A 26075-nucleotide genomic window follows, 5' to 3' on the forward strand; every position below is an offset into this window, starting at 1 on the left:
GGCAATGAAGAAATCAGTATGGGATATGATCCTGAAGGTGGTTATCGCAGTGGCTTCAGCTTTGGCTGGCGTTTTGGGCGCTAATGCGATGAATTTGTAAAAGAGAAATGCTGAATAATCCCCACTATGCAAAATTGTGCGCGCCAGTTTGGCATGGCGGGGCTTTGTAGAATTATCCAATAGTGAATTATAACAATAAACACAATGACTAAACGAATTATATTCATATTATTAGCAGTATTTTGGGGATTGGGACTGCAGGCGCAAACCGTAGAAAAAGATGGTACCTATTATTATGACGCAATACCAGTGACATTCGACATTGGAAAAATGATATTTACGGATGTACGCGATACACGGAAAGTGCCACCTTGGTATAATAGCTTCATTTACATGCCTAAAGGGAGCAGCCATTATCAGAAGACTCAAGGGAATGCCGTTTTTTATCGGATGGAGATTCCGGCTTCGGGAAATGTAATTGTCCATAACTGGAACTCACGCATGGGATTTAGTTCCTTGTTTGTATATCGACTCCTTTCTGAACTTCAGCCAGACAGTGATGTAAACATAGAAGAGGTCGAAATTTTTGAAGAGGGAGACTTTATGTCCCCGGATTTTGATCCGGAGAAGCTTGGTATCCCTGAAGGTGCTTCTCATGGACTTGCTTATATCCATTTGAAAAATTTACCTGCCGGCACCTATTTTATTATTACTGCAGGATATAAATACATGAATGGTTCTGTTCCCAATGGAGAACTGGGAATAACTATTATAGCCGATTTATCACCTGGCATTCCTGATGAACCGGAAATTCTGCCGGAGGAACCGGATAATAGCCCGGTATGGTACCAATACGATCAGTCGGGTAATCGAATTAAAACTAATAAGAAATAGCAATATATATGAAAAATATGATACAAAGATTCATTATTTTAATAATCGCCTCACTGACGGCCCTTTCTGCAAAAGCGCAGGGCGCAACAACATTAGAAGGTGGTAATGACTACGCTAATACGGGGTACGAAGTAGGTGAAATACCTATTCAATACGCCCTTACTCCCACGGGAGCTGTTACCTATCAGGTGGCAATCGATATTCATCCTGATCCGGAAGACTTTCACCCCCGTTTGTCGTTCTGTTACAATAGCCAACAACGTGAAAGCGCATTGGGGTATGGGTGGAATATCAGTGGGCTCTCCGGTATCACCCACGTGGCTGGAACAATCTATTATGATGGAAAATCATCTCCTCTCTCTTTGAACGAAGATAAGTTGATGTTGGATGGTATCCGCTTGTTAAAAACTGGTACGAATAGTTGGCAAAGCGAACAGGGATTCGTGAAAGTGAAAAAATTGGCGAACGGTTCATTGCAAGCTCGTTATCCAGATGGAAACATCGCTTTGTTTGAAGCCTTTGCGCAAGCTCCTTTCAGCTACGTGATGACTTCATATACGAACCGTAAAGGTAGAACTATTAAATATGACTATACTCAGGTTGATAATTTACCTTATATTCGTAAGATTCTGTATGGAGAAGCTGGAAGCGTATATAATGATTCCATAGTATTTACCTATCGCAATGTGACTGATGACATCACACGCTATGTTGATGGAAAAGCATTTAAATATAGTCGTTTACTGGAAAAAGTGGAATCTTTTTATAAAAGTACACTGTGGCGGCGTTATCTGCTTTCTTATCAAAATAGAGGCGTGGATCTGCCGGTACAATTGGATTGCGAGACAGAAAGCGGCAAATTAACTCCTCTGCGTTTCAAGTACGGAGATGGAAGGAGCATTGAGTTTCTTAGTGGGCGTACTATTTATTTACAGAAGTATTTTCCGAATTCTGTTCAGGGAGCCAATTCTCACAGGTCACTTGCCTTGTCACGTGGAAAGTTTAGCCGGGCGTCGAAAAGTGACGGTTTAATTTCGTATCCGGTGTTAGGTGAGTATAAAGAAGACCAGCATTTACTGGTATATAAAGATTTGTCGACTTCTCCCGTTTCTCCCGTCATATTTACAGCAGGAAAAGGCTTTAAGCAATTGGAAGCGGTAGATGTGAATGGGGATGGATTGGAGGAACCGGTAAAAGTGAATTATGATGAAGATCGGTTGATGGTGTCTGTATATACAAATAATGTCGATCCTAATCGTCATTCGGATTATGTATACTCGGAATGGGATGGATATGTTCATGAACGGCAGGTACTTACCGGTGACTTTAATGGGGATGGAAAGGCAGAGCTGCTGGCTATATCCACTTGCTATGATTCGAATAGAAAGAAATATCCGTCACGTGCCTTGCTGGTAGACTTGAATAGCCGTAAAGCGATTTATAATGGAACCTGTTTTGACTTTGCACTGTACCAAGCAGATAGTCGGGCATTGCATGCCGATCGACTGATTCCTATGGATTATAATGGTGATGGAAAAACGGATATCTGTCTGATCAACATAAACGGTCTTTATGTTTACGAGTTTACCGGTGATGGGTTCAGGCAACTGGCATACTCTAGTGCTATTAATATCATGCACTTCAATTTTGAAAGCGGTACTATAAAGGACAGGGAACTGATGGTGGCTGATATGAACGGTGACGGGAATATGGATATTATTCTGGGGCCACGTCGTGTGCATTGTAAGGATGGGTTTAAACACTTCGGAGATGGAATTTGCCATGGTGCATGTGATAGTGAGAGTAATCTGAAAAGCGTTAGTGCGAGTGGATATAAACATTATGTACATCCCTACTCCGGCCAGGAGTGTATGGTTGATCCGAGTGTACCCCAGCGTGACTTGGTGGTCTTTGACTGGAATGTGGAGAACGGCAAGCAGTGGAAGTTTCTGTTATCAACCGGCAACTCTTCCTACAGTTCCGCTAATCCTGGATTTAAAGTGCATACAGAGGAATTGTTCTACTGTTTTCACGAGACGGTTGGGCAGAACTTCATGTTGGTGGATGTGGATAGTGACGGCTTGCCGGATTTGCTGCGTAACGTGCGTGGGAAAATCTATCTTCACTTGAACGAGAATGGAAAAATAAGTCAGAACTATAATATCCGTTCTGTTTTGCAAATGGATAATCTTTCGGCGCAGTTTGCTATGGCTAATGTAGCGCAATCTTACTACTGGTCGGGCGGGCTTATCTGCGTGGACAATGAGAATCTCCATGTATATGATTATTCTCATAACGAGTCAGAACAGCGTATGTTACATGACCTAACCGATAGTTATGGAGTGACTTCGAACCACTATTATATGGATATAATGAAAGTTCCCGAAAGTCGCTATAAGGGTACTTTGAGTCCATCATTTGGGTATATTAGTTACCCACATGCGGTAATGACTCCTCATCTGTATGTTCCGTCATGGCTGAAAAAAACAAAGGGAGGCGAGCAGCTTTCGTGGGAATACTACAACTATACTCATGCCGTTTTCCACTGTACGGGGCTCGGATTCCGTGGTTTCCGGAAAATTGAGACGGAAGACGTTATAAATAAACGTCTGATGACTTCCGTATTTGATCCGGAATTGTTAGGTGCGGAGATAAAAAAGGAAACTCCCACTGATACAGTTGTACGTAAATATGTGTTGGAGAGGGCACAGGATAAAACGATCCTTCTGAAATTACAGAAAGAAACGGTGAAGAATGCTCTCAATGAAACGGAAAAAGTGACTAGGTATGAACATAATGGGTATGGGCAGGTGGTTGCTGTATCCACTTCCTGTGGCGTCCTTAAGGAAACGAAATCGCATGGTTATGAGAATGTGGAAAATAGTGATTTGTATCTATTGGGACTTCCGCTTTATTCCGTGACAAAGAACTTCCGTAATGATTCAACTGTTATCCAGGAAGTAAGAGTAGATTACGACGACCGTTATTGGCCTGTTTGTAGAACAAACTTTATCAATGGAAGTATCACTTCCCAAGAACGTTACGAGTATAACGACCGTTTGCAGCTAATCAAGCAGAAGCAATGCTCTTATGAGTCAACAGATACATTAGGATACACATTTATGTACTACCCTAACGGACGCCTGCTTAAAAAGACTAATGCCATGGGACTATCTATTGACTATACGTATGACCCTGCAACCGGACTTTTGCAAAGCAGTTCTGACGCTAAAGGACGCATCACCCGCTACATCTATGATGCATGGGGACGTCTTATGGAAACCAGCTATCCTGACGGGAGTGCGAAACAGCTATCAATTGCATGGAGCCAGGGAAAGGACCCCGGACTGTATGTTGTAACCGCTACTGAGACCGGAAAACCCGTGACGAAAATGTATTATGACTTTCTCAAGCGTGAAGTGCGTACATCGCAGATTCGCTTTGATGAACGGGAAATGAAAATAGATAAGGTGTATAACCCCAAGACTGGCTTGTTGGAAAAAGAATCACTACCGACTAAGGATAGCGTGCCTTCACACTGGACCCACTTTGTATACGACAAGTTCAACCGTCTTACCTCTACCCGCCACGCCTCGGGGAAAATAGATTCCTGCGCCTATGGAATTTTGACGGACACTGTTCTAGAGAATGGTATTCGCCGCATTCGCAAGTATGACGCTGCGGGACTGATGACGCAGGTTGCGGATAACGGGGGAATTATTGACTATTACTACCGCCCTGACGGACAACCGATAGTAGCAGTAGTAAAGGCGAATCAGAAAGAAATACAGACCCGTTTCTACTACGATAAGTACGGTCGGCGCATTGCTATCAAAGACCCGAGTGCCGGAATCAGGCGTACAGCATACGACGCTGCCGGAAACATATGTAAGGAAACGGATGCTGATAGTCGTGAGATTGTGAAAGAGTACGATTGCTACGGGAGAATAACCAGGCAGACTACCCCTGACATGACAACGGTCTACACCTATGACAATACAGAGAACCTGCTGCTCTCGGCAGTGTCGAGCAATGGCAGTGGTATGTACAACGTTTACGACGGATATGGCAGGCTGGAAATGCAGCGTGAAAAAGCGCCAGACGGCAAGTGGTTACAGAAAACGTATGGCTACACTACCACTGGACTGCCATCCGATGTGGTTTATACTTCTCAAAACGGAACATTGGCTACCGAGCATCTGATTTACCGGAACGGTTTCTTGTCCGAAGTCCGCTTGCAGGACGGGACCTTGGTGTATCGTCACGATGAAGAGAACGAGTTGGGCCAATTGACGAAGCTTACCGCCGGTGGTATGCAACGCAGCTATACCTTTAATGATTGTGGATTACTTACAAGACGCAGCATTATGAGGGCAGACGAAACAGTCATGTTCGACCATAGCTACAGCTTCAATACGGAAACCAACAGTCTAGAGAATCGTACGGATGAGACGAGAGGGTTGTCGGAAAACTTCGGTTATGATGAATTGAACCGCTTACGAATTGAAGGACATAACAGTATCATCTATGACGATTTGGGCAATATTCGCAGGAAGAGTAATGAAAATAACTTGGGCCTGAATTATACTAATCCTAATCGCCCCTATGCAGTGACTGGTTTGGATTACAACGGGGGAGACCCGGTAAAGTCAGGTATTGACATCACTTATACCGCTGCCCAGCGTCCTTCTGTTATCATGCTGGATACGAAGAAAGTCATGTTGACGTACAACGCCAATCATGAGCGCATACGTATGCAGTATTCTGTGAACAATCAGAATGAGTTGACTCGTTACTATCTGGGTGGTAACTACGAAATAGACGAATCTCTTGGCAGTGTCAAAGAAAAGCTTTATCTTGGCGGCGGATATTATGATGCTCCTGCGGTATTAATAAAAGAAGGTAATCGCTTATCTGTTTTCTTTATTCATCGGGATTACTTAGGCAGCATTTTACAAATAGCCGATGCACAAGGAAACGTAGTGGAAGAGAATAGCTTTGATGCTTGGGGAAGATTGCGCAATCCCGCTACCCAAACCGTTTATGCACCAGGTACGGAGCCTGAGCTGATGCTGGATCGAGGCTTTACAGGACACGAGCATCTTTCGTTCTTTGGATTGATTAACATGAATGCCCGTCTGTATGATCCAGTGCTGGGAAGATTCTTGAGTCCTGACCCATATGTGCAGGTGTTGGACTTTACGCAGTCGTATAATCGGTATATGTATGCGATGAATAATCCACTGTGCTATGTGGATCGGAATGGAGAGTTTCTTTGGTTTGTTCCTGTAATTATTGGTGCTGCAATTGGTATGTATTCGGGTGGTGTTATAGCTAATAAAGGACAATATAATCCTGTAAAATGGGATTGGAGCTCCGGTAAAACTTGGGGTTATATGCTTGGTGGTGCTGTTGTAGGCGGTGTGTCAGGTTATGTAGGTGGAGCGATAGCGACTTCAGGAATTCCAATGGCGAACACTGTGGCTATAGCTGGTTCTTCGCTTGTCAACTCGGTAGGTACTTGGGCTTATACCGGTGGACAAACGCCGATATCAATCAGTCTTGGTGCAGTCTCTTACGACTTTACGAATGGAGATTTTGGATATCTCGGCGAAAAAGGGAATTCTGTACTGGAGAATATCGGATATGGGCTTGGAGCACTGGCAAATTTGAGTGATGCGTTGATAGGATTTAATCCTCAAAAGGTTGATTTGGTTACTGAAAATTCGGATGCTGTAGGGCATTCTGCATTAGTAAATGAAGGAACTATGACAGGAACTGGTTTGGGCAATGGAAATCCTGCTAATGCTGACCCTAATGGTATTATTTCAGTCGGTCCCAATAGGTATGTCGACGGGAATGGCAGTTGGCATTGGATGAAAGGAACAAACCATTGGGATACTCATACAGGTGCAGGAGAAGTGTTTTGGCGACAAACTCTTAATGTCAATAAGGGTACAATAATGAAATATGGACAATGGCTTAATAAGATGGAGAATTCTGGCAAATTTATCTATAGCTTGGAATTGAGCAGTTGTGTTACACATACTTCTGTTGCATTGAATTTATCGGGATTGTTCAATATAGGAATACATCCATATCTCTTAAATGCACAAATGTATTTGTGGGGAAATGGTATTAGACCGTGGACTTATAGTTATTTTTTTAATAAATAAAAATGAAACATTTACTTTTAATTCTATTCCTGCCTATGATTTTTAACATTTCATTAATGGGGCAAGATAAATCCGAACAAGACAGGCAAAAAGATATTTTAGACTGTCTTGTCAAAATGGGGGAAGATACTATGGTTACCCTGAATATTTGTGAAAGTAAATATCTGAATTTTAATTATCAAACGATAAAAAGCACATTTGATTTTCACGGAAAGAGAGTTGCATTTTTTAAAGGCAATGCAGGGACGATCAAAAGCACAAAAAAAGAATATTTTGATAGGATAAAGTATTTTGTAAACCAAAAAGGTTACTTGCCCTTATGTACCGATCAATTGGTCATTTTTAACGAAGATCAAGTGGCAAAAACAGGGTATGATGCTGCGATTGTTTATCAAAGTAAAAGATTAGTACCCATAAACGAGGTCGTCAGAAAACTGAGAAAGAGCAAATAGAACTTTTATTCATCAAGTAGGAAGGGAACTGGGTTTGTTTTCTTCCTACTTTCTTTTATGGTTTATATTCAAAAAGCCCCGGACGACACTTGGCTACAGAGAATGTACAGTTACATCGCTGATGGATTGTCGTCCGATATGTATCTTACCCTAATATAAGTCGACTAAAAACAGCCAATTTATATCAGGGTATTTTATATTCTCTAAATTGAATGTTTTTTAGGGCTGTATAATATTCTTCGAAATTATGCATTCGAAAGTATGTAATTTGAATTTTGTTAGTAAAGGGAAATAGAAACTATCTAAAATATAATTTAAGATTTTTCTTAAAAAGTCTCATTTCTCTTTTAGTAGAAAGCTCCTTATAGTTGTATTTATATTATGTATATAGTTTTTCTATAAACTTTGATACATGAATAGTTTGTAGTAACCAAAATCTAAATATTTGATGCCTATGAAAGCATTTACTCTCAAAACTTTGCTTAGTTGTGGCTTCTCACAATCTTTGTACATTTCTTTGATGAAAAAAGGAGGTGCGATTCTTTTATTGGCCTTGTTACCTGTTTCTATGATTTATGCGGATCATGAAACTTCTCCAAAGGATACGGTGAAGTTGGCATACAGTCCACAACAGATTGATGGGGCCGATCTGATGAAGGTGAAAGACGCCAATTTCGTAAACTCCCTGATAGGAAGAGTGGCGGGAGCTGCTATTAATCCCAGTGCTTCCGGTGTGGGTGGTTCAGTAAGGATGGTGTTGCGTGGTTACCGTTCCATATTAAAATCCAACAATGTGCTTTTTACTTTGGATGGTGTACCTTTGCCACGATTGGAGCCAGAGCAATCTTTTAATGTAAATACCTCTAACTGGCAGACTGGTGATGGTATAGCAGCTTTCTCTCCTGATGATATAAAGAGCATTTCTGTTTTGAGTACCGCAGCAGCTTCTACTTTGTATGGTAGTCGTTCCGCTAGCGGTGTGGTGATGATTAATACAAAGAAAGCACATTCCGGAAAACTAAGAGTAGAGTTGGGGAATAGTACCACTTTCAGTTCGCCACTTGTCATGCCTGAATTCCAGCAGACCTACGTGGCGGGGTGGGGAGAAAAGACGAATCATCCTCAGTCATGGAATCCAGCAGACTTTTTCCGTACCGGACATACTATCAATAATTCCCTTAGCCTTTCTATAGGAAATGAATATAATCAAACCCGAGTATCGGCTGTCACAATGAATGGCACTGGCATCATTCCCAACAACGATGTAGATCGTTACAATTTCTCATTCCGGAATACATCTTCTTTATTAAATCATAGACTGAAACTCGACTTTACTTTGAGATATATTCATACCGCAGAACAGAATATGTTATCGCAAGGTATGTATGGTAATCCATTGGTTCCTGTCTATTTGGTACCTGATGTGTTGCAAGAGCGTATTAGCGTCAATCCCGATTATAACTACAAGAATCATTTTGAAGTTTACGATCCGAAACTTGGGGCTAATGCGCAATATTGGCCTTTAGGAAACATGGGGATGGGTATGCAAAATCCTTATTGGATAATCAACCGGAATCTGTACAATCAGAAAAAGAGACGTTTACTAGGTGGGATAGGAGCAAAATATGATTTGACCTCCTGGCTCAATGTGGCGGGGCGTATTCATTACGATCGTGATAAAGAAACTGCCACCGAAAAACTTTATGCGTCTTCTCTTCAAGCCAATCCTTTGGGCTCGTATTATGAGTCTGAAGATAAGAATACCCAGTTTTATTCCGATCTCCTGTTCAATGTCAATAAAAAGCTAGGGGACTTTTCGATTAATGCCACTTTAGGTTCTTCTATTTGTGATACGAAGTTTGATAACTCTTACATTGACGGTGCATTGGGAGTAGTGAATCAGTTTAATTTATCAGGGCTGGATAAACATGGGGGCTCTTACTATAGAGATCAAGACTTCAATTATCACGACCGGGCTACATCATTGTTTATGCTTGCGCAATTGGGATATAAAAACCTGTTATTTCTTGATTTGGGCGGACGAATGGAATGGCTGAAATTCTGGGATGATGATTCAAGTTATTCAACAGATGTTATCTATCCTTCGGTAGGGGTATCTGTAGTCCCAACAGGATGGTTGTCTGATAATCCCAACCGATTCCTTTCGTTTCTAAAACTCAATTATACCTATAGTGAAACCGGTAATAGTTTTACTGATTATATCTTTTTGAATAAAAAAAGGGTGGGTTTGAAGCCCAGATTGGAGGATAATATGCTGGATCCCGAGCATACTAAGTCTCACGAAATAGGACTCAATGCAGGTTTTCTTAATGATAAAATCAGTTTGGCGTTTACAATGTACAAGACATCTACTTCCGATTTACCGTTTGGAGGATATCTTTCTATTCCCTTTCAGGGGGATATTTATTTCATGTATAATGGGGCCAAGGTTGATAATAAAGGTTTCGAGCTTATCTTGAGTACAAATATGAATATCGGGCAGGTAAAGTGGGATGGACGTTTCACTTATTCTATCAATAAGAATGAAGTAAAGCAGCTTTTAGAACCTCAGAAAAATCCTATAACGGGTACCGATTTTAATTTAAAAGAAATCCAAATGGGTAAAGGTATCGGTTGGTATACTCCATTGAAGGAAGGTGGCTCTATAGGTGATATATATATTACAGATTTTCAGAGAGATGCACAGGGGAATGTTATTGTTGATAAATCCTCACAGACTGTCAATCCTGCATACGACTATGTGTATGCAGGTAATACTGATCCTAAATATACGATGGGCTTGGCTAACAGTTTTTTATGGAAAGGCTTTGAACTCGATTTTGTGATTCATGCCCGTTTTGGTGGTGTAGGTGTGTCGATGACGCAAGCTGCTATGGATCGATTTGGTGTCTCGCAGGCTACGGCAATAGCCCGTGATAATGGCGGTGTCTGGGTTAGTGATGAAAAGATTCCGGCAGAGAACTACTTTCGGCAGGTAGGACAGGCATGTACGGGAACAGTGTATACCTATGATGCCACTAATATTCGTCTTGCTGAAATGTCGATAGCCTATCATATCCCCGTTAACCGGTGGGTAAAATGGATACAAGATGTTCGGGTGGCATTAGTGGGACGTAATTTGCTTATGTTGTACAATAAAGCTCCGTTTGATCCGGAATCTACGGCAAGCACGGGAACCTGGGGGCAGGGCATAGACAATTTCCGTCAGCCTAGCTACAGAAACATGGGCTTTTCCGTTAATCTGACTTTTTGATCTTCTTGAAAAAAGAGAACTTGTCCCGATAGGAGCTGTCAAAACTACTTCTGCCTCCTATCGGGAACAACTCTTCTATTAAAAGTCCTTAACGAAACCCCAATCCATCACTTTTTATTTGTTTCTTTGCACCAAATTCGGGTATAGTGTTGTCTTGTCATTCGAGGCAGCACTTAATTTTGCTTAGATAGTTAATGGAGAAACTCAGTATAAATGCTTGTCCGGTGTGTGGCGGTATGCACTTGAAACGCGTCATGACTTGTACGGATTTTTATGCTTCGGGCGAACAGTTTGAACTGTATTCGTGTGAGGACTGTGGATTTACATTCACACAAGGAGTTCCCGTGGAAGCAGAGATAGGCAAGTATTATGAGACTCCCGACTATATTTCTCACACTGATACGCGCAAGGGCGCGATGAATAATATCTACCATTACGTACGTTCTTATATGCTGGGCCGCAAAGCGCGCTTGGTAGCTAAAGAGGCGCATCGTAAAACGGGGCGTTTGCTCGATATAGGTACGGGAACCGGTTACTTTTCCGATACAATGGTTCGCCGGGGATGGAAGGTAGAGGCAGTGGAGAAAAGCCCGCAGGCACGTGAGTTTGCAAAAACACATTTCGAACTGGAGGTAAAGCCCGAATCGGCTCTGAAAGAGTTTGCTCCTGCTAGCTTTGATGTCATCACTCTCTGGCATGTGATGGAGCATCTCGAATCTTTGAATGAGACCTGGGAAACGCTTCGCGAATTGCTGACAGAAAAAGGAGTATTGATTGTGGCAGTACCCAACTGCTCTTCTTATGATGCCAAGCGCTACGGTGAATATTGGGCGGCTTATGACGTTCCCCGTCATCTCTGGCATTTCACTCCGGGCACTATACAGCAGCTGGCTTCCCGTCATGGCTTTATTATGGCGGCACGTCATCCGATGCCGTTCGATGCGTTTTACGTATCTATGTTGAGCGAGAAACATCGTGGCAGTTCATGCAGTTTCCTGAAAGGGATGTTTGCCGGGACGTTGGCCTGGTTCAATGCTTTGGGAAGGAAAGAACGCAGCAGTTCAATGATTTATGTATTCCGAAAAAAGAGATAACGCATGGGAAATCAAAACAAATATAAGTCAGGTTCGATTTTCGACATGCAGTTCATCACGTCGAGTATCAGTACGACATTAGTGTTGCTGTTGCTGGGACTGGTTGTCTTCTTCGTATTGACAGCACACAATCTTTCCGTATATGTCCGCGAGAATATCAGTTTCTCCGTTCTTATCAGTGACGACATGAAAGAAGCGGATATACTGAAACTTCAGAAGAAGCTGAATCAGGAACCTTTCGTGAAACAATCCGAATATATCTCTAAAAAACAAGCACTGAAAGAACAGACGGAAGCAATGGGAACCGATCCGGAAGAATTCTTGGGCTATAACCCTTTTACCGCTTCCATTGAAATCAAACTCCATTCCGACTATGCAAACTCCGACAGCATTGCGAAGATAGAGAAAATGATTAAAAAGAACATCAACATACAAGATGTGCTCTATCGAAAGGAGTTAATTGACGCCGTGAATGATAACATACGAAATATCAGTCTGGTACTGCTTGCCTTGGCGGTAGTGCTTACTTTTATCTCTTTTGCCCTGATAAACAATACCATAAGACTGGCTATTTACTCCAAACGCTTCCTCATTCACACCATGAAGTTGGTAGGAGCGAGTTGGGGATTCATCCGGGGGCCATTCCTTCGAAAGAATGTATGGAGCGGGATATTGGCAGCCATCGTTGCCGATTCCATATTGATGGGGACCGCTTATTGGGCCGTGACGTACGAACAGGAATTGCTTCAGGTCATCACGCCTGAAGTCATGTTGATAGTCTGTGCAAGCGTATTGGCGTTTGGAATTGTAATAACGTGGCTATGCGCCTATTTCTCCATGAATAAATACTTGAGAATGAAAGCAAACAGCCTGTACTATATTTAGCGGATGGCGAATGACTGACGGCAAACCTGTGTTTGCGTGTGATTAGCATCCGTAACAACCGACTGATAGAGTAAGGGAATGATTGAATTTAGTAATTTGTAATTAAATAAACTATGTCTGACAAGCAGAAATTTGCCTTTGATAAAGTGAACTTTATCTTGCTCGCAATAGGGATGGCGATTGTTATTATCGGCTTTCTATTGATGACGGGACCTACATCGTCCGAAACGCTTTTTGAACCCGATATTTTCAGTGTACGCAGAATCAAGGTAGCGCCGGTCGTTTGCCTGTTTGGCTTTATATCTATGATTTATGCAGTATTGCGCAAACCTAAAACACAAAAAACAGAAGAATAAAGATGGGGGATTTAACAACATTTGAGACGATTATTATTGCTATTGTAGAAGGGTTGACAGAGTTTCTACCGGTTTCTTCTACAGGACACATGATTATTACACAAAACATATTAGGAGTAGAAAGTACAGAATTTGTAAAAGCATTTACTGTAATTATTCAGTTTGGCGCAATTCTTTCAGTTGTCTGCCTTTACTGGAAACGCTTTTTCCGGTTGAACCATACACCGGCTCCTGCAGGCGCTTCCGCTTTGAAGTGTTTTCTGCATAAATTCGATTTTTACTGGAAACTGCTGGTGGCTTTTATTCCTGCTGCAATTTTGGGTTTCCTGTTTAGCGATAAGATAGACGAGATGCTGGAAAGTGTAGCGATAGTGGCAGTGATGCTGGTAATCGGTGGTATATTTATGCTGTTCTGCGATAAGATTTTCTCGAAAGGAAGCGAAGATACCGTACTGACAGAAAAAAAGGCATTCAATATCGGTTTGTTTCAGTGTATTGCTATGATACCGGGGGTATCCCGTTCGATGGCTACCATTGTCGGAGGTATGGCCCAGAAGTTGACTCGTAAGGATGCTGCCGAATTTTCATTCTTTCTTGCCGTGCCAACTATGTTTGCGGCAACCGGTTACAAGGTGTTGAAACTCTTCCTGGATGGTGGAACCGAGATTCTTGTCAACAACATGCCGGCACTTATTATCGGTAATGTGGTGGCTTTTGTCGTTGCTTTGCTGGCTATCAAGTTCTTTATTAGCTTTGTTACGAAATATGGCTTTAAGGCATTTGGCTGGTACAGAATTATTGTTGGCGGAACCATTTTGGTAATGCTGTTGCTTGGATACAACTTAGAAATTGGCTGATGAATTTTAAAAAAGGAGAAGTACTGTTTTTCAATAAACCTCTTGGCTGGACTTCATTTAAGGTAGTAGGGCACGCCCGCTATCATATTTGCCGTCGGATTGGAGTGAAAAAACTAAAAGTCGGCCATGCCGGAACGTTGGATCCTCTTGCAACGGGGGTGATGATTGTATGCACAGGCAAGGCAACCAAACGAATAGAAGAGTTTCAATATCACACGAAGGAGTACGTCGCAACGTTGCGTTTGGGCGCTACTACCCCGTCATACGATTTGGAACATGAGATAGATGCCACCTACCCTACCGAGCATATCACAAGGGAGCTGGTGGAAGAAGTGTTGACGCGCTTTATCGGTGCCATCAATCAGGTGCCTCCTGCTTTCTCTGCCTGTATGGTAGATGGTAAACGTGCCTACGAACTGGCCCGAAAAGGCGAAGAAGTCGAACTAAAGGCAAAGCAGCTTGTTATCGACGAGATTGAATTGCTGGAATGTCGCCTGGACGACCCGGAACCGATGATTCAAATCCGTGTCGTATGCAGCAAAGGAACATATATTCGTGCTCTGGCGCGTGATATTGGTGAAGCGCTCCATAGTGGAGCCCATCTGACAGGATTGATCCGCACCCGTGTAGGTGACGTCCGGTTGGAAGACTGCCTGAACCCCGAACACTTTAAAGAGTGGATTGACGGACAGGAAATAGAAAATGAGGAAGAAAATAATTAACGTAATAAGGAATAGATATGAAATTATCACAATTCAAATTTAAGTTACCCGAGGATAAGATCGCTCTACATCCTATGAAATATAGGGATGAGTCTCGTTTGATGGTATTGCATCGTAATACAGGTAAGATTGAGCACAAGATGTTCAAAGATGTGTTGGACTACTTTGATGATAAAGATGTGTTTATATTCAACGATACGAAGGTATTCCCTGCCCGTTTGTATGGTAACAAGGAAAAGACAGGTGCTCGTATCGAAGTATTCTTGTTGCGTGAGTTGAATGAAGAACTTCGTTTGTGGGACGTATTGGTCGATCCGGCACGTAAGATCCGTATCGGTAACAAACTGTATTTCGGTCCGGACGATTCGATGGTGGCCGAAGTGATTGATAACACTACTTCCCGTGGGCGTACGCTCCGTTTCCTTTATGACGGACCTCATGATGAGTTCAAAAAGGCTTTGTACTCTTTGGGTGAGACCCCACTTCCCCACTCTATCATCAACCGTCCTGTGGAACCGGAAGATGCAGAACGCTTCCAGTCTATCTTTGCGAAGAACGAAGGTGCGGTGACTGCTCCGACTGCTAGTTTGCACTTCAGCCGTGAGTTGATGAAACGTTTGGAAATCAAAGGTATAGATTTTGCATATATCACTTTGCACGCTGGTCTGGGTAACTTCCGCGACATCGACGTAGAGGACTTGACAAAGCATAAGATGGATTCGGAACAAATGTTTGTAAACGAAATGGCGGTGAAAACCGTTAACCGTGCCAAAGATAACGGCAGAAATGTTTGTGCGGTAGGTACGACCGTGATGCGTGCTATTGAAAGCGCAGTCAGCACCGACGGACATTTGAAGGAATTCGAAGGATGGACTAATAAGTTTATCTTCCCTCCGTATGAATTTACCGTAGCCAATTCAATGATTTCCAATTTCCACATGCCGCTTTCTACCCTGCTGATGATTGTAGCTGCTTTCGGTGGTTATGACCAGGTGATGGATGCTTACCATGTAGCTTTGAAGGAAGGTTACCGTTTCGGCACGTATGGAGATGCAATGCTGATTCTGGACAAATAATGGCAAAAGTATATTTGGGACTCGGCACTAACCTTGGAGATAAAGAACAGAATCTCCGGGATGCCGTGCAAAAAATAGAAGAGCAGGTAGGGAACGTAGTTTCCCTGTCTGCTTTTTATGTTACTGCCCCCTGGGGCTTTGCTTCTGAAAACAGTTTCCTGAATGCGGCCGCTTGTGTAGAAACGGAATTATCTCCATTGGAAGTATTGCAAGAGACGCAAATGATTGAAAGGGAGCTGGGACGTACCAAAAAGTCCGTCAACGGAATATATAGCGACCGTCTGATTGATATTGACCTGTTACTTTATGAAGATTTAGTGCTTTCTGTGACCTCTGCTTCCGGAGCAGAGTTAACCCTCCCCCATCCGTTGATGGCAGAACGTGACTTCGTTATGAAACCACTGGCGGAAATTGCTCCGGACATCTTGCACCCTGTGTTGGGAAAGACAATGAAAGGTATTTTGAACGCACTCTAACCCCTGTTCGGTGGGCATATATACTCACCGTATTGGGCATATATGTACAGCGTATTGGATATATATATCCAGTATGGTGAGTATATATACGCACCAAACAGACTATTTATTTCTTTTTCTCCGCAATAAACACCGGCAAATAGGCGATGCATCCTATCAGTACTGCATACAGCAAATGAATCTCCTGAAACGGCTTGTCGATGAAATGGCAAACAATGGCGTAGATAGCAATCGTGAATCCTACATAGAGCGCCAGCACTAAAAGCGTTTTTAATTTCTTATTTAGAATCATTATAAATCTATTTATGTGTTAAATACGTGGCAAAGATACTCATTATCTCCAAAATCTCTTTATCTTTGCAACCGAAATGAAAGTGTGGACAGATTTGAGTAGCTTGCAACCACGGAAAAAAATGCTAAAACACGTCTGATTGACGCCTTTCGGCTTATCCTTTGCAGCACTCCCTCTCCTACTCTCTCATTCTTGATTCTTATTTTTTAATTCTTAATTTAAGAAAGATGGGATACTTATTTACATCCGAATCGGTGTCAGAAGGACACCCCGACAAGGTAGCCGATCAAATATCGGATGCCGTGCTTGACAAACTGTTGGCTTACGACCCCAGTTCGAAAGTAGCTTGCGAAACACTAGTGACTACCGGACAAGTGGTGCTAGCGGGTGAAGTGAAAACAAAAGCGTACGTTGACCTACAACTCATCGCACGCGAAGTGATTAAGAAAATCGGTTATACCAAAGGAGAGTACATGTTCGAAAGCAACTCTTGTGGTGTACTTTCCGCTATTCATGAGCAAAGCCCCGATATCAACCGTGGTGTAGAGCGTCAGGATCCGATGGAACAGGGTGCAGGCGACCAGGGAATGATGTTTGGTTATGCTACCAATGAAACGGAAAACTATATGCCGCTTTCTCTTGATTTGGCACACCGCATTCTGCAAGTGCTGGCCGACATCCGTCGTGAAGGAAAGGTAATGACTTACCTCCGCCCCGATGCCAAAAGCCAGGTTACTATCGAATATGATGACAACGGAACGCCTGTCCGTATCGATACAATCGTTGTTTCTACACAACATGATGACTTTATCCAACCGGAAGATGACTCTCAAGCTGCTCAACTGAAAGCTGACGAAGAAATGTTGTCTATCATCCGCCGTGATGTGATCGAGATTCTGATGCCTCGTGTAATTGCTTCTATTCATCACGATAAGGTATTGGCACTGTTCAATGATAAAATCATCTATCATGTGAATCCTACCGGAAAATTTGTAATCGGTGGTCCTCACGGAGATACCGGTTTGACCGGTCGTAAGATTATCGTTGATACTTACGGTGGTAAAGGTGCTCACGGTGGTGGTGCTTTCTCCGGAAAAGATCCTAGCAAGGTAGACCGTAGTGCAGCTTATGCAGCACGTCACATCGCAAAGAATATGGTTGCGGCAGGTGTAGCAGACGAAATGCTTGTACAGGTGAGCTATGCTATCGGTGTGGCTCGTCCGATCAATATCTTTGTCGATACTTACGGCCGTTCTCACGTCAACATGACTGATGGCGAGATTGCGCGTGTTATCGACCAATTGTTCGATCTTCGTCCGAAAGCTATCGAGGAACGTCTGAAACTTCGTAATCCTATTTATCAGGAAACAGCTGCTTACGGTCACATGGGACGTGAACCGCAAGTGATAACGAAGAAATTTTTCTCTCGTTACGAAGGAGACAAAACTGTGGAAGTGGAACTCTTTACATGGGAAAAACTCGACTACGTAGATAAAATTAAAGCTGCTTTTGGTCTGTAAAACAGTCTGAAACAGGGCTTAACTTGTTAAGAAAGAGCTGCAATTTCAACTTCCTTTAATGGAAATTGAAGTTGTAGCTCTTGATTTTTAATAAGTTATATTTAAATAAATGTTTTTTGGCTACTAAGTATGTTTTATCGGAAATTGCTACTTTTGTATCGTAAAATAAAACAGACTGCTAAATGAAAACAAGATGTTGTTGTTCTAAACGCTATTTATTGGTGTTCTCTATTTTACTTGTCAGCGTAGGTAGCATTTTTATGTCTGTCTCTCTTTCTTCCTGTTCCTCTCCTTCAGTGAAGAATCCATTGTTATTATGCGCTGATTCATTAATGGAGACATATCCAGATAGTGCTTTGTCTATTTTGGAATCAATTACTTATCCACAGAAGATGCCACGTGCTGACCGGGCGCTTTATGCGCTACTGCTCACACAGGCACGGCATAAAAACTATATTGCTTTAGAGGATGATTCGTTGATAAAAACGGCTGTTGACTATTATGGCGATAAGAAGAAAAGTTTGCGTGCTGCAAAGGCTCATTATTACTGGGGAGCTACTTATCGGGAGATGGGGTATACTTCATTTGCTGTAGAAGAGTATCTGACAGCAATTCGGCTGATGCCCGTTAGGGATGAATTCTTAGCAATGATTTATGATAACTTGGCGGAGTGTTATGCAAAAGATGGTTTGAATAATGTGGCTATGGAGGCTTATCGTGCAGCTTATCAGATATTAAAAGGAGAAAGAGCACAAGTATACCCATTAAGAGGGATCGCAGGCGTATTTTTCTCGCAAAGTGAGAAAGATAGTGCATTATGTTATTATCAACAAGCCCTTGATTGTGCATTGACAATGCAGAATTCTAGTATGATAGGTGCAATTTATCATGACTTTGCTATGGTTTATAATGAAGAGAAAGATTATATCCGAGCAGATCAATATATATCAAAAGCTATTCTAGCAATGGGGCAGGATGAAGCGACTAATGCTTATTTGTTAAAAGCTGAAATTATGCTTAATTTGAATAAGCTTGATTCTGCGAGCTATTTTTTTAATAAAAATATGGATTATCTTGATATTAATGGAAGGGCTGTATGTTATGATGGAATGTATCAAGTAGCAAAGAGAAAAGGTCAATGGGAAGCTGCGATGAAAAATATGGATGCATATAAGGTTCTTTATGATTCTATCCAAGTTATGGCTGACAATGAGGAACTTAATCGGCTCATGGACAAACATCAATTGGAGGAACATAAAAGGTTATTGTCTGAGCGTACAAAAACATTGGTTTTTAGTTTAGTTACTGTATTTTTTTCTTTGATGGTTATATGTATCTTCTGGTTTATGTGGAATGATAGGCGAAGGAAAAAGTATTATATTGATTTGCAACACGAATTAACTCAAAAACGAGTAGATACAATGTTGTTGAGAGAGGAGGAGGTTTCTGAATCTAATAAGGAACATATAAATAAGAAAAGGTCAGATCTGACGGAACAGCAGATTCAATTGTGTATATCCGTACTTAAGACTACTAATTGTTATGATCAATTGGAGGCGTTAGAGGGAGCGACTCCTAAACAGTTATTGGCGATGCGTAGCTTGAGGAAGGAAATACGTTCTGATATTTCTAACGCTTTTGTTGATGTGATGATGAATCTTAAGGAACGCTGCCCTGCTTTAACTGGCGATGATATCTTTTTTTGTGTTCTTTCACTGCTTTGTTGTTCAAAAACTGTTGTGATGGAGTTGATGGATGCTACATCAGATGCTCTTAAAACACGTAAAAATCGTATAAAGAACAAAATGGATGCGCAAATTTTTGAACGGGTTTTTGGTGTTGATAATCAGTGAAATAGGACATGTGTTTTTTGGCTGTTTTGTTTTTAGGTAACTGAGTGTTACCATTGTTACCACATAAAAATCGTTTCTTTTGCTTCATCTGTGTATTTTTGAAGCGAAATTTTAAACTCAATTATTATGAAAGCTAAATTTTTTCCTCTTTTGTTATTGACAATTTTGCTTCAAATGAGTATGTTTTCTTATGCGCATGAGATGATATCTGCACGGCAGATTAAATTGAGAACTAAGACTGAGGTACAACATCGATCTGTCCCTGTTACTCCTGCTGCTTTTATTGAAAACTCATTGTTGTCTATCGACCTTCTTTCTACTGTTCCTACTGTAACTGTTATCATAAAGAATGCAGAAACAGATGAAGTTGTTTATACATCTACTGATTTAAATGTAGATAAGGTTTATATTGATCTTACAGGTGAGGAGAAAGGTAAATATACTTTGGAGATACAACTTCCAAAGGAAGCCTTTACCGGAGATTTTGAATTAGAATAAGTCTTTGAAATATATATTATTTGCAACTAACATAATGATGATATACCTAAATCATTAACTGATGAAGCCCCGCTGTTGAAATATATGGCGCATTGCTGAAATGGCGATTAGATGACCGAAAGGGGAAAGATCGGTTAATTCTGTTCGTGGGCTTAATAAACCTTGTGAAAGGCGCATAAAGGTATATTGAAACGTAAAATTAAAATCACTTTTTTAAATTGTATGCTGAATACTACTGGTAGGGTGTTCGAATGATTTTATGATTCGAATAATAAAGTTCATTCAGCAACAATTTGATACACCTGTTAGTAGATGAGAAATCTGTGATAGATGTATTCTCTGTGAGAAAGGTTCTTGGACTTCTGGATAAGGAGTCCAAGATTTTTTTATAGGGATAGATAAATGTAGAGATAAAAATGATCTCTGATTAAGTTGAATGTGAATAACGGAATTTTTTCGTAATTTTGCCTTCTCGATATAATAATGGATAGTGATGAAGATGAATCAGATAAATTCCGTATGTGTATATAGTGCTTCCAGTACCAAGATAGACGCTGTTTACTTCCAAGCAGCCGATACTCTCGGCCGTTTGCTTGCCGAACACCGTATTCGTTTGATAAATGGAGCCGGAAGTATTGGCCTGATGCGTTCTATGGCAGATGCTGTATTGAAAAATGGTGGTGAGGTGACAGGTGTGATTCCTCGTTTTATGGTAGAGCAAAACTGGCATCATACGGGATTGACAGAACTGATTGAAGTAGAATCCATGCACGAACGCAAGCGGAAGATGGCAGATTTGAGCGATGGCATTATTGCTTTGCCCGGTGGATGCGGTACCCTTGAAGAGCTGCTGGAGATTATTACCTGGAAACAATTGGGATTATATCTCAATCCGATTGTAATCCTCAATATAAACGGATTCTTCGATCCACTCCTCGAAATGCTTGAAAAGGCTATTGATGAGAACTTTATGCGCCGGCAGCATGGTGATATATGGAAAGTGGCGCAGACGCCGGAAGAAGCGGTTCAATTGCTTTATGAAACTCCTGTATGGGACATTTCCATTCGTAAATTTGCGGCGATATGATAGGCGATATATTAAGTTCCCGAAGTGCGGATACGCTGTCCCTTCTTCGGCAGAACCAGACTAGTCCGGCAAAGGCGGACACTGATAGTCTGCAGTTGGTTGATCTTCATGCTGTGCAAGAAGTTGATTCCGGCTTTGAGGGGACACCTATCTCCTACTCTCCCCGCACGGACGATGCCATTGCGTTGACCTTGCTGGCTTGCTTCTTTCTTTCCTCCATAGCCTTGGCGCGCGGAAAGAAATTTCTCTCCCAACAGGTGAAAGACTTTGTATTGCACCGTGAACGAACGAGTATTTTTGATAGTTCTACGGCAGCCGATGTGCGTTATCTCCTTGTGCTTGTGTTGCAGACTTGTGTCTTGTCGGGTATCACATTTCTCAATTATTTTCATGATACATGCCCTGCTTTGATGAACCGGGTATCCCCCCTCCTTTTGCTGGGTATCTACGTTGGATTCTGCCTTGCCTATTTCTTACTAAAATGGCTGATTTACATGTTTCTTGGGTGGACGTTTTTTGATAAAAATAAGACAAATATATGGCTGGAATCCTATTCTGCGCTCATATATTATGTCGGATTTGCCCTCTTTCCATTCGTTCTTTTTCTAGTTTATTTTGATTTAAGTCTCACAAATTTGGTCATAATTGGGGCTATTATTTTAATTTTCACTAAAATATTGATGTTTTATAAGTGGATAAAGCTTTTTTTTCATCAATTTAGCGGGCTTTTCCTATTAATTTTGTACTTTTGCGCTCTTGAAATAGTACCTTGTTTGCTACTCTATCAAGGTATGATTCAAATGAACAATATTTTGCTAATAAAATTTTAGGACGTTGAAAATTGAAAAAGTACTAGTGTCGCAGCCTAAGCCTGCGTCAGAGAAATCTCCCTATTACGACATAGCTGAAAAGTATGGCGTTAAAATAGATTTCCGACCATTTATTAAGGTTGAAAGTCTTTCGGCGAAAGAATTTCGGCAACAGAAAATTTCGATTCTCGACCACACTGCCGTAATATTCACTTCGCGCCATGCTATTGACCATTTTTTCACTTTGTGTACTGAATTGCGCGTGACAATTCCCGAAACGATGAAGTATTTCTGCGTGACGGAAGCTGTTGCATTGTATATTCAGAAATATGTGCAATACCGCAAGCGTAAGATCTTCTTCGGAGCTACCGGAAAGATTGAGGACCTGATACCTTCCATTGTGAAGCATAAAACGGAGAAATATCTCGTTCCGATGTCAGACGTACACAATGACGATGTGAAAAACTTGCTCGACAAGAATAACATTCAGCATACAGAAGCTGTGATGTACCGTACAGTGAGCAACGACTTTACACCGGACGAGGAGTTTGATTATGACATGTTAGTGTTCTTCAGCCCTGCCGGAGTGACTTCATTGAAGAAGAACTTCCCTGATTTTAATCAGAGAGAGATTAAGATCGGCACTTTCGGCTCTACTACCGCACAGGCTGTACGTGACGCAGGTCTCCGTCTGGACCTTGAAGCTCCTACGGTGCAGGCTCCGTCAATGACTGCCGCACTTGATATGTTTATCAGAGAAAACAATAAATAAACAGAGTGGGTATATATACTTTGTGTAAAGCCGAAAGGCTGAATAGTAAAATTTTGATCGGAAAGATGTTTGAAGGCGGCGTTTCGAAGTCGTTTTCCATCTTTCCGATACGCGTTGTATATATGCCTGTTGAGCAGGGCGAGGCTCCTGCTTCTATATTAATCAGCGTATCGAAACGTCGTTTTAAACGAGCGGTGAAACGCAACCGTGTGAAACGTCAGATACGCGAAGCCTACCGGAAGAACAAATCTCTCCTGGTGGACGAATTGCAACGCCGGGAGCAGCGGTTAGCCGTTGCCTTTATCTATCTGTCGGACGAGCTTATTGCAACTTCCGAATTGGAAGAAAAGATGAAAATAGCGCTTGCGCGCATCTCTGAAAAACTATCCTCATGAAACCTCGTAACTCCCGGATATCTGCCCTGTGGGTATTCGTAACGGGAATTTTGAGGAAAGTATTCTCTTTCTTGTTGCTTGTTCCCATCTACTTTTACCGGGTTTGTATTTCGCCTCTTACTCCTCCCTCTTGTCGATTCACGCCAACTTGTTCGGCTTATGCTGTCGAAGCAATTAAGAAACACGGTCCTGTAAAGGGGCTTTACCTCGCTGTGCGGCGTATTCTGCGATGCCATCCCTGGGGTGGTTCCGGCTATGATCCCGTACCTTGAAGCAATTAAAATGAGAAATAGAAGATGAAAAAGAATGTGACTGACATTTTGGATATTCATACTCATAAACTGGAGGCCGATTCTCTGGGAAAATCTATCGTGAATTATCCGCTGTTGGCGGACTCTCCATTGTATATGCCTTTCGCAGGAGATGTGGAAGTGGATAGGGGATATTATTATTCTGTCGGCATTCATCCCTGGGAGTTGACAGAGCATAATGCCGGACAGCTTTTGGATTATCTTAAGCAGCAGTTGCGGAAAAAGCAGTTTGTCGCCGCAGGAGAAGCGGGATTGGATAAATTGGCAGTAGCTTCAATGGAACTTCAGTTAACGGTGTTTAAAGCGCAGGTGAGGCTGTCGGAAGAGTATGGTTTGCCGTTGATTATCCACTGCGTGAAAGCAATGGACGAGCTGTTAGCAGTGAAAAAAGAATTTCGTCCCCAACAAGCTTGGATATGGCATGGTTTTCGTGGAAAACCGGAGCAGGCGGTGCAGTTGCTAAAGAAGGGCTTTTATCTTTCTTTGGGAGAGTATTATTCTGATGAAACGATGCAGACAGTACCCGACGAACGGTTGTTTCTGGAAACGGACAACAGTTCGCTTGATATTGAAGATATCCTGTGTCGGGCAGCCAAAGTGCGTGGGGTAGAAGTGGAAGTGTTGCGTGAGACGATCCGCCGAAATATCCAAAATGTCTTTTTTAGGGCATAAGAGTTGTATCTTCCGAGAAAGAGTCGTACTTTTGTCGCACATGGGATTGAAATACAATAAAAAACAACTAATTAATAGAGTAATACGATGAATTTTGTAGAAGAATTGAGATGGCGTGGCATGTTGCAGGACATTATGCCGGGAACAGAAGAGTTGTTAAGCAAAGAGCAGGTGACTGCCTATTTGGGTATCGACCCGACTGCTGATTCGCTACACATTGGTCACCTTTGTGGAGTGATGATCCTTCGTCATTTCCAACGCTGCGGTCATAAGCCGTTGGCACTGATCGGTGGCGCTACAGGTATGATTGGAGACCCTTCCGGAAAATCAGCAGAACGTAACCTGCTGAACGAGGAAACATTGCGTCACAATCAGGCATGTATTAAAAATCAGCTTGCCAAGTTCCTCGACTTCGAGTCGGATGTGCCTAACCGTGCCGAACTGGTGAACAATTATGACTGGATGAAAGATTTCACTTTCCTCGATTTTGCTCGCGAAGTAGGTAAGCACATTACTGTGAATTATATGATGGCAAAAGACTCTGTAAAACGCCGTCTGAATGGTGAAGCGCGTGATGGATTGTCATTTACCGAGTTCACTTATCAGTTGCTTCAAGGATATGACTTCCTTCATTTGTATGAAACAAAGGGCTGTAAGCTTCAGATGGGTGGTTCCGACCAATGGGGAAACATTACTACCGGTGCCGAATTGATCCGCCGTACCAATGGGGGAGAGGTGTTCGCACTGACTTGCCCGCTGATTACAAAAGCTGACGGCGGTAAGTTTGGTAAAACAGAATCCGGAAATATCTGGCTGGACCCTCGCTATACTTCACCTTACAAGTTCTATCAATTCTGGCTGAATGTAAGCGACTCCGATGCCGAGCGTTATATCAAAATCTTCACTTCTATCGAAAAAGAAGAAATTGAAGCACTGATTGCCGAACATCAGGCTGCTCCGCACTTGCGTCTCCTTCAGAAACGTCTGGCTAAAGAAGTAACTGTGATGGTTCACTCGGAAGAAGATTATAACGCAGCGGTTGACGCATCCAATATTTTGTTTGGTAATGCTACTTCCGACGCTTTGCGCAAATTGGACGAGGATACATTGCTGGCTGTATTTGAAGGAGTACCCCAATTTGAGATTTCCCGTGATGCGTTGGCAGAAGGAGTGAAGGCAGTAGATTTGTTCGTCGATAATGCGGCTGTATTTGCTTCGAAAGGTGAGATGCGTAAGTTGGTTCAAGGCGGTGGCGTTTCGTTGAACAAAGAGAAACTAACGGCCTTTGATCAGGTAATCACAACTGCTGACTTGCTCGATGAGAAATATCTGCTTGTTCAGCGCGGTAAAAAGAACTATTTTTTGCTGATTGCAAAGTAATAATGCACGATTCACTCGATAGAATGTAAAAAAGTGAACGAAATATTTGGAGGTTTGCTTGCAAACCTCTATCTTTGCACCGCTTTTTAACAGAAAGCACATAAGTTTGGACTATGGTGTAATGGTAGCACAACAGGTTTTGGTTCTGTTTGTCCAAGTTCGAATCTTGGTAGTCCAACGAAGAAAAGCCCCGAAAGAGACATCTTTCGGGGCTTTTCTTTCGT

At 42.0% G+C, this 26075-nt stretch carries 23 protein-coding genes and 1 tRNA gene; 23 read left to right on the forward strand and 1 reads right to left on the reverse strand.

Annotated elements, in window-relative coordinates:
* Positions 1-4: 4 nt before the first annotated feature.
* From HMPREF9009_RS25670 to folK, 12 genes are all read left to right on the forward strand, one after another.
* On the forward strand, positions 5-100 hold the full coding sequence (locus tag HMPREF9009_RS25670) for a smalltalk protein (protein WP_005681936.1): 96 nt from the start codon (positions 5-7) through the stop codon (positions 98-100).
* A 104-nt stretch (positions 101-204) separates the two neighbouring features.
* Complete coding sequence (locus HMPREF9009_RS03830) at positions 205-894, forward strand: hypothetical protein (protein WP_049701493.1); 690 nt, start codon at positions 205-207, stop codon at positions 892-894.
* A gap of 8 nt (positions 895-902) precedes the next feature.
* Positions 903-7070, forward strand: coding sequence for an FG-GAP-like repeat-containing protein (locus HMPREF9009_RS03835; RefSeq protein WP_083444144.1), 6168 nt, complete (start codon positions 903-905; stop codon positions 7068-7070).
* A 2-nt stretch (positions 7071-7072) separates the two neighbouring features.
* A complete protein-coding gene (locus tag HMPREF9009_RS03840; protein WP_049701495.1) occupies positions 7073-7522 on the forward strand; it encodes a hypothetical protein in 450 nt (149 codons plus the stop codon).
* Between the two features lie 454 nt (positions 7523-7976).
* Positions 7977-10796, forward strand: coding sequence for a TonB-dependent receptor plug domain-containing protein (locus tag HMPREF9009_RS03845; protein WP_198154744.1), 2820 nt, complete (start codon positions 7977-7979; stop codon positions 10794-10796).
* Positions 10797-10990: 194 nt separating this feature from the next.
* The gene (locus HMPREF9009_RS03850) at positions 10991-11890 is read left to right on the forward strand and encodes a methyltransferase domain-containing protein (protein WP_049701497.1); all 900 of its coding nucleotides are present in this window, start codon (positions 10991-10993) and stop codon (positions 11888-11890) included.
* 3 nt (positions 11891-11893) lie between these two features.
* Positions 11894-12775 (forward strand): cell division protein FtsX, encoded by an 882-nt coding sequence (locus HMPREF9009_RS03855; RefSeq protein WP_022198918.1) that lies wholly within the window; start codon positions 11894-11896, stop codon positions 12773-12775.
* A 113-nt stretch (positions 12776-12888) separates the two neighbouring features.
* Positions 12889-13131, forward strand: a complete 243-nt coding sequence (locus tag HMPREF9009_RS03860) for a DUF3098 domain-containing protein (RefSeq protein WP_009001366.1) — start codon at positions 12889-12891, stop codon at positions 13129-13131.
* Positions 13132-13133: 2 nt separating this feature from the next.
* Complete coding sequence (locus HMPREF9009_RS03865; protein ID WP_004322592.1) at positions 13134-13988, forward strand: undecaprenyl-diphosphate phosphatase; 855 nt, start codon at positions 13134-13136, stop codon at positions 13986-13988.
* Positions 13988-14710 carry a tRNA pseudouridine(55) synthase TruB gene (gene truB, locus HMPREF9009_RS03870; RefSeq protein WP_049701498.1) on the forward strand — a complete coding sequence of 241 codons (723 nt, stop codon included), beginning with the start codon at positions 13988-13990 and terminating at the stop codon, positions 14708-14710. The genes HMPREF9009_RS03865 and truB overlap by 1 nt, the downstream gene beginning before the upstream one ends.
* Positions 14711-14727: 17 nt before the next feature.
* Positions 14728-15786, forward strand: a complete 1059-nt coding sequence (gene queA, locus HMPREF9009_RS03875) for a tRNA preQ1(34) S-adenosylmethionine ribosyltransferase-isomerase QueA (protein WP_004302895.1) — start codon at positions 14728-14730, stop codon at positions 15784-15786.
* A complete protein-coding gene (gene folK / locus HMPREF9009_RS03880; protein ID WP_009040709.1) occupies positions 15786-16262 on the forward strand; it encodes a 2-amino-4-hydroxy-6-hydroxymethyldihydropteridine diphosphokinase in 477 nt (158 codons plus the stop codon). Before queA ends, folK begins: the two co-directional genes overlap by 1 nt.
* 106 nt (positions 16263-16368) lie before the next feature.
* On the opposite strand, the gene HMPREF9009_RS03885 is transcribed toward folK, so the two are convergent.
* Entirely contained in the window at positions 16369-16554 is a 186-nt protein-coding gene (locus tag HMPREF9009_RS03885; protein WP_009040710.1) for a hypothetical protein, read from the reverse strand.
* Positions 16555-16781: 227 nt separating this feature from the next.
* On the opposite strand from HMPREF9009_RS03885, the gene metK reads away from it, so the two are divergent.
* From metK to HMPREF9009_RS03935, 11 genes are all read left to right on the forward strand, one after another.
* Entirely contained in the window at positions 16782-18074 is a 1293-nt protein-coding gene (gene metK / locus HMPREF9009_RS03890; protein WP_008023738.1) for a methionine adenosyltransferase, read from the forward strand.
* A gap of 182 nt (positions 18075-18256) precedes the next feature.
* Positions 18257-19927, forward strand: a complete 1671-nt coding sequence (locus HMPREF9009_RS03895) for a tetratricopeptide repeat protein (protein ID WP_049701499.1) — start codon at positions 18257-18259, stop codon at positions 19925-19927.
* A 126-nt stretch (positions 19928-20053) separates the two neighbouring features.
* Complete coding sequence (locus HMPREF9009_RS03900) at positions 20054-20425, forward strand: DUF3244 domain-containing protein (protein WP_049701500.1); 372 nt, start codon at positions 20054-20056, stop codon at positions 20423-20425.
* A gap of 499 nt (positions 20426-20924) precedes the next feature.
* Positions 20925-21512, forward strand: coding sequence for an LOG family protein (locus tag HMPREF9009_RS03905; RefSeq protein ID WP_049702242.1), 588 nt, complete (start codon positions 20925-20927; stop codon positions 21510-21512).
* Positions 21509-22342 (forward strand): DUF4271 domain-containing protein, encoded by an 834-nt coding sequence (locus tag HMPREF9009_RS03910; protein ID WP_049701501.1) that lies wholly within the window; start codon positions 21509-21511, stop codon positions 22340-22342. The genes HMPREF9009_RS03905 and HMPREF9009_RS03910 overlap by 4 nt, the downstream gene beginning before the upstream one ends.
* A gap of 4 nt (positions 22343-22346) precedes the next feature.
* Entirely contained in the window at positions 22347-23093 is a 747-nt protein-coding gene (locus HMPREF9009_RS03915; protein WP_049701502.1) for a uroporphyrinogen-III synthase, read from the forward strand.
* A gap of 5 nt (positions 23094-23098) precedes the next feature.
* Complete coding sequence (rnpA, locus tag HMPREF9009_RS03920) at positions 23099-23488, forward strand: ribonuclease P protein component (RefSeq protein WP_009040713.1); 390 nt, start codon at positions 23099-23101, stop codon at positions 23486-23488.
* Positions 23485-23760, forward strand: coding sequence for a membrane protein insertion efficiency factor YidD (gene yidD, locus HMPREF9009_RS24790; RefSeq protein ID WP_008641574.1), 276 nt, complete (start codon positions 23485-23487; stop codon positions 23758-23760). The genes rnpA and yidD overlap by 4 nt, the downstream gene beginning before the upstream one ends.
* Positions 23761-23784: 24 nt before the next feature.
* Positions 23785-24471: a TatD family hydrolase gene (locus tag HMPREF9009_RS03925; RefSeq protein ID WP_049701503.1), complete on the forward strand. Its 687-nt coding sequence runs from the start codon at positions 23785-23787 to the stop codon at positions 24469-24471.
* A gap of 87 nt (positions 24472-24558) precedes the next feature.
* Entirely contained in the window at positions 24559-25851 is a 1293-nt protein-coding gene (tyrS, locus tag HMPREF9009_RS03930; protein ID WP_049701504.1) for a tyrosine--tRNA ligase, read from the forward strand.
* Between the two features lie 107 nt (positions 25852-25958).
* A tRNA-Gln gene (locus tag HMPREF9009_RS03935) sits at positions 25959-26029 on the forward strand.
* Positions 26030-26075 lie beyond the last annotated feature (46 nt).

The organism is Bacteroides sp. 3_1_13 (assembly GCF_001185845.1).
GTDB classification, from domain to species: Bacteria; Bacteroidota; Bacteroidia; order Bacteroidales; family Bacteroidaceae; genus Bacteroides; species Bacteroides xylanisolvens.

What these genes read in the sequence shown, in the direction of transcription:
- metK (WP_008023738.1), top strand. Translation starts at nt 16,782, where the DNA reads ATGGGATACTTATTTACATCCGAATCGGTGTCAGAAGGACACCCCGAC.
- HMPREF9009_RS03855 (WP_022198918.1), top strand. Translation starts at nt 11,894, where the DNA reads ATGGGAAATCAAAACAAATATAAGTCAGGTTCGATTTTCGACATGCAG.
- HMPREF9009_RS03910 (WP_049701501.1), top strand. Translation starts at nt 21,509, where the DNA reads ATGATAGGCGATATATTAAGTTCCCGAAGTGCGGATACGCTGTCCCTT.
- queA (WP_004302895.1), top strand. Translation starts at nt 14,728, where the DNA reads ATGAAATTATCACAATTCAAATTTAAGTTACCCGAGGATAAGATCGCT.
- HMPREF9009_RS25670 (WP_005681936.1), top strand. Translation starts at nt 5, where the DNA reads ATGAAGAAATCAGTATGGGATATGATCCTGAAGGTGGTTATCGCAGTG.
- truB (WP_049701498.1), top strand. Translation starts at nt 13,988, where the DNA reads ATGAATTTTAAAAAAGGAGAAGTACTGTTTTTCAATAAACCTCTTGGC.
- HMPREF9009_RS03830 (WP_049701493.1), top strand. Translation starts at nt 205, where the DNA reads ATGACTAAACGAATTATATTCATATTATTAGCAGTATTTTGGGGATTG.
- HMPREF9009_RS03840 (WP_049701495.1), top strand. Translation starts at nt 7,073, where the DNA reads ATGAAACATTTACTTTTAATTCTATTCCTGCCTATGATTTTTAACATT.
- HMPREF9009_RS03860 (WP_009001366.1), top strand. Translation starts at nt 12,889, where the DNA reads ATGTCTGACAAGCAGAAATTTGCCTTTGATAAAGTGAACTTTATCTTG.
- HMPREF9009_RS03850 (WP_049701497.1), top strand. Translation starts at nt 10,991, where the DNA reads ATGGAGAAACTCAGTATAAATGCTTGTCCGGTGTGTGGCGGTATGCAC.
- tyrS (WP_049701504.1), top strand. Translation starts at nt 24,559, where the DNA reads ATGAATTTTGTAGAAGAATTGAGATGGCGTGGCATGTTGCAGGACATT.
- HMPREF9009_RS03865 (WP_004322592.1), top strand. Translation starts at nt 13,134, where the DNA reads ATGGGGGATTTAACAACATTTGAGACGATTATTATTGCTATTGTAGAA.
- yidD (WP_008641574.1), top strand. Translation starts at nt 23,485, where the DNA reads ATGAAACCTCGTAACTCCCGGATATCTGCCCTGTGGGTATTCGTAACG.
- HMPREF9009_RS03845 (WP_198154744.1), top strand. Translation starts at nt 7,977, where the DNA reads ATGAAAGCATTTACTCTCAAAACTTTGCTTAGTTGTGGCTTCTCACAA.
- HMPREF9009_RS03925 (WP_049701503.1), top strand. Translation starts at nt 23,785, where the DNA reads ATGAAAAAGAATGTGACTGACATTTTGGATATTCATACTCATAAACTG.
- HMPREF9009_RS03835 (WP_083444144.1), top strand. Translation starts at nt 903, where the DNA reads ATGAAAAATATGATACAAAGATTCATTATTTTAATAATCGCCTCACTG.
- HMPREF9009_RS03885 (WP_009040710.1), bottom strand. Translation starts at nt 16,554, where the DNA reads ATGATTCTAAATAAGAAATTAAAAACGCTTTTAGTGCTGGCGCTCTAT.
- HMPREF9009_RS03905 (WP_049702242.1), top strand. Translation starts at nt 20,925, where the DNA reads ATGAATCAGATAAATTCCGTATGTGTATATAGTGCTTCCAGTACCAAG.
- HMPREF9009_RS03895 (WP_049701499.1), top strand. Translation starts at nt 18,257, where the DNA reads ATGAAAACAAGATGTTGTTGTTCTAAACGCTATTTATTGGTGTTCTCT.
- folK (WP_009040709.1), top strand. Translation starts at nt 15,786, where the DNA reads ATGGCAAAAGTATATTTGGGACTCGGCACTAACCTTGGAGATAAAGAA.
- HMPREF9009_RS03900 (WP_049701500.1), top strand. Translation starts at nt 20,054, where the DNA reads ATGAAAGCTAAATTTTTTCCTCTTTTGTTATTGACAATTTTGCTTCAA.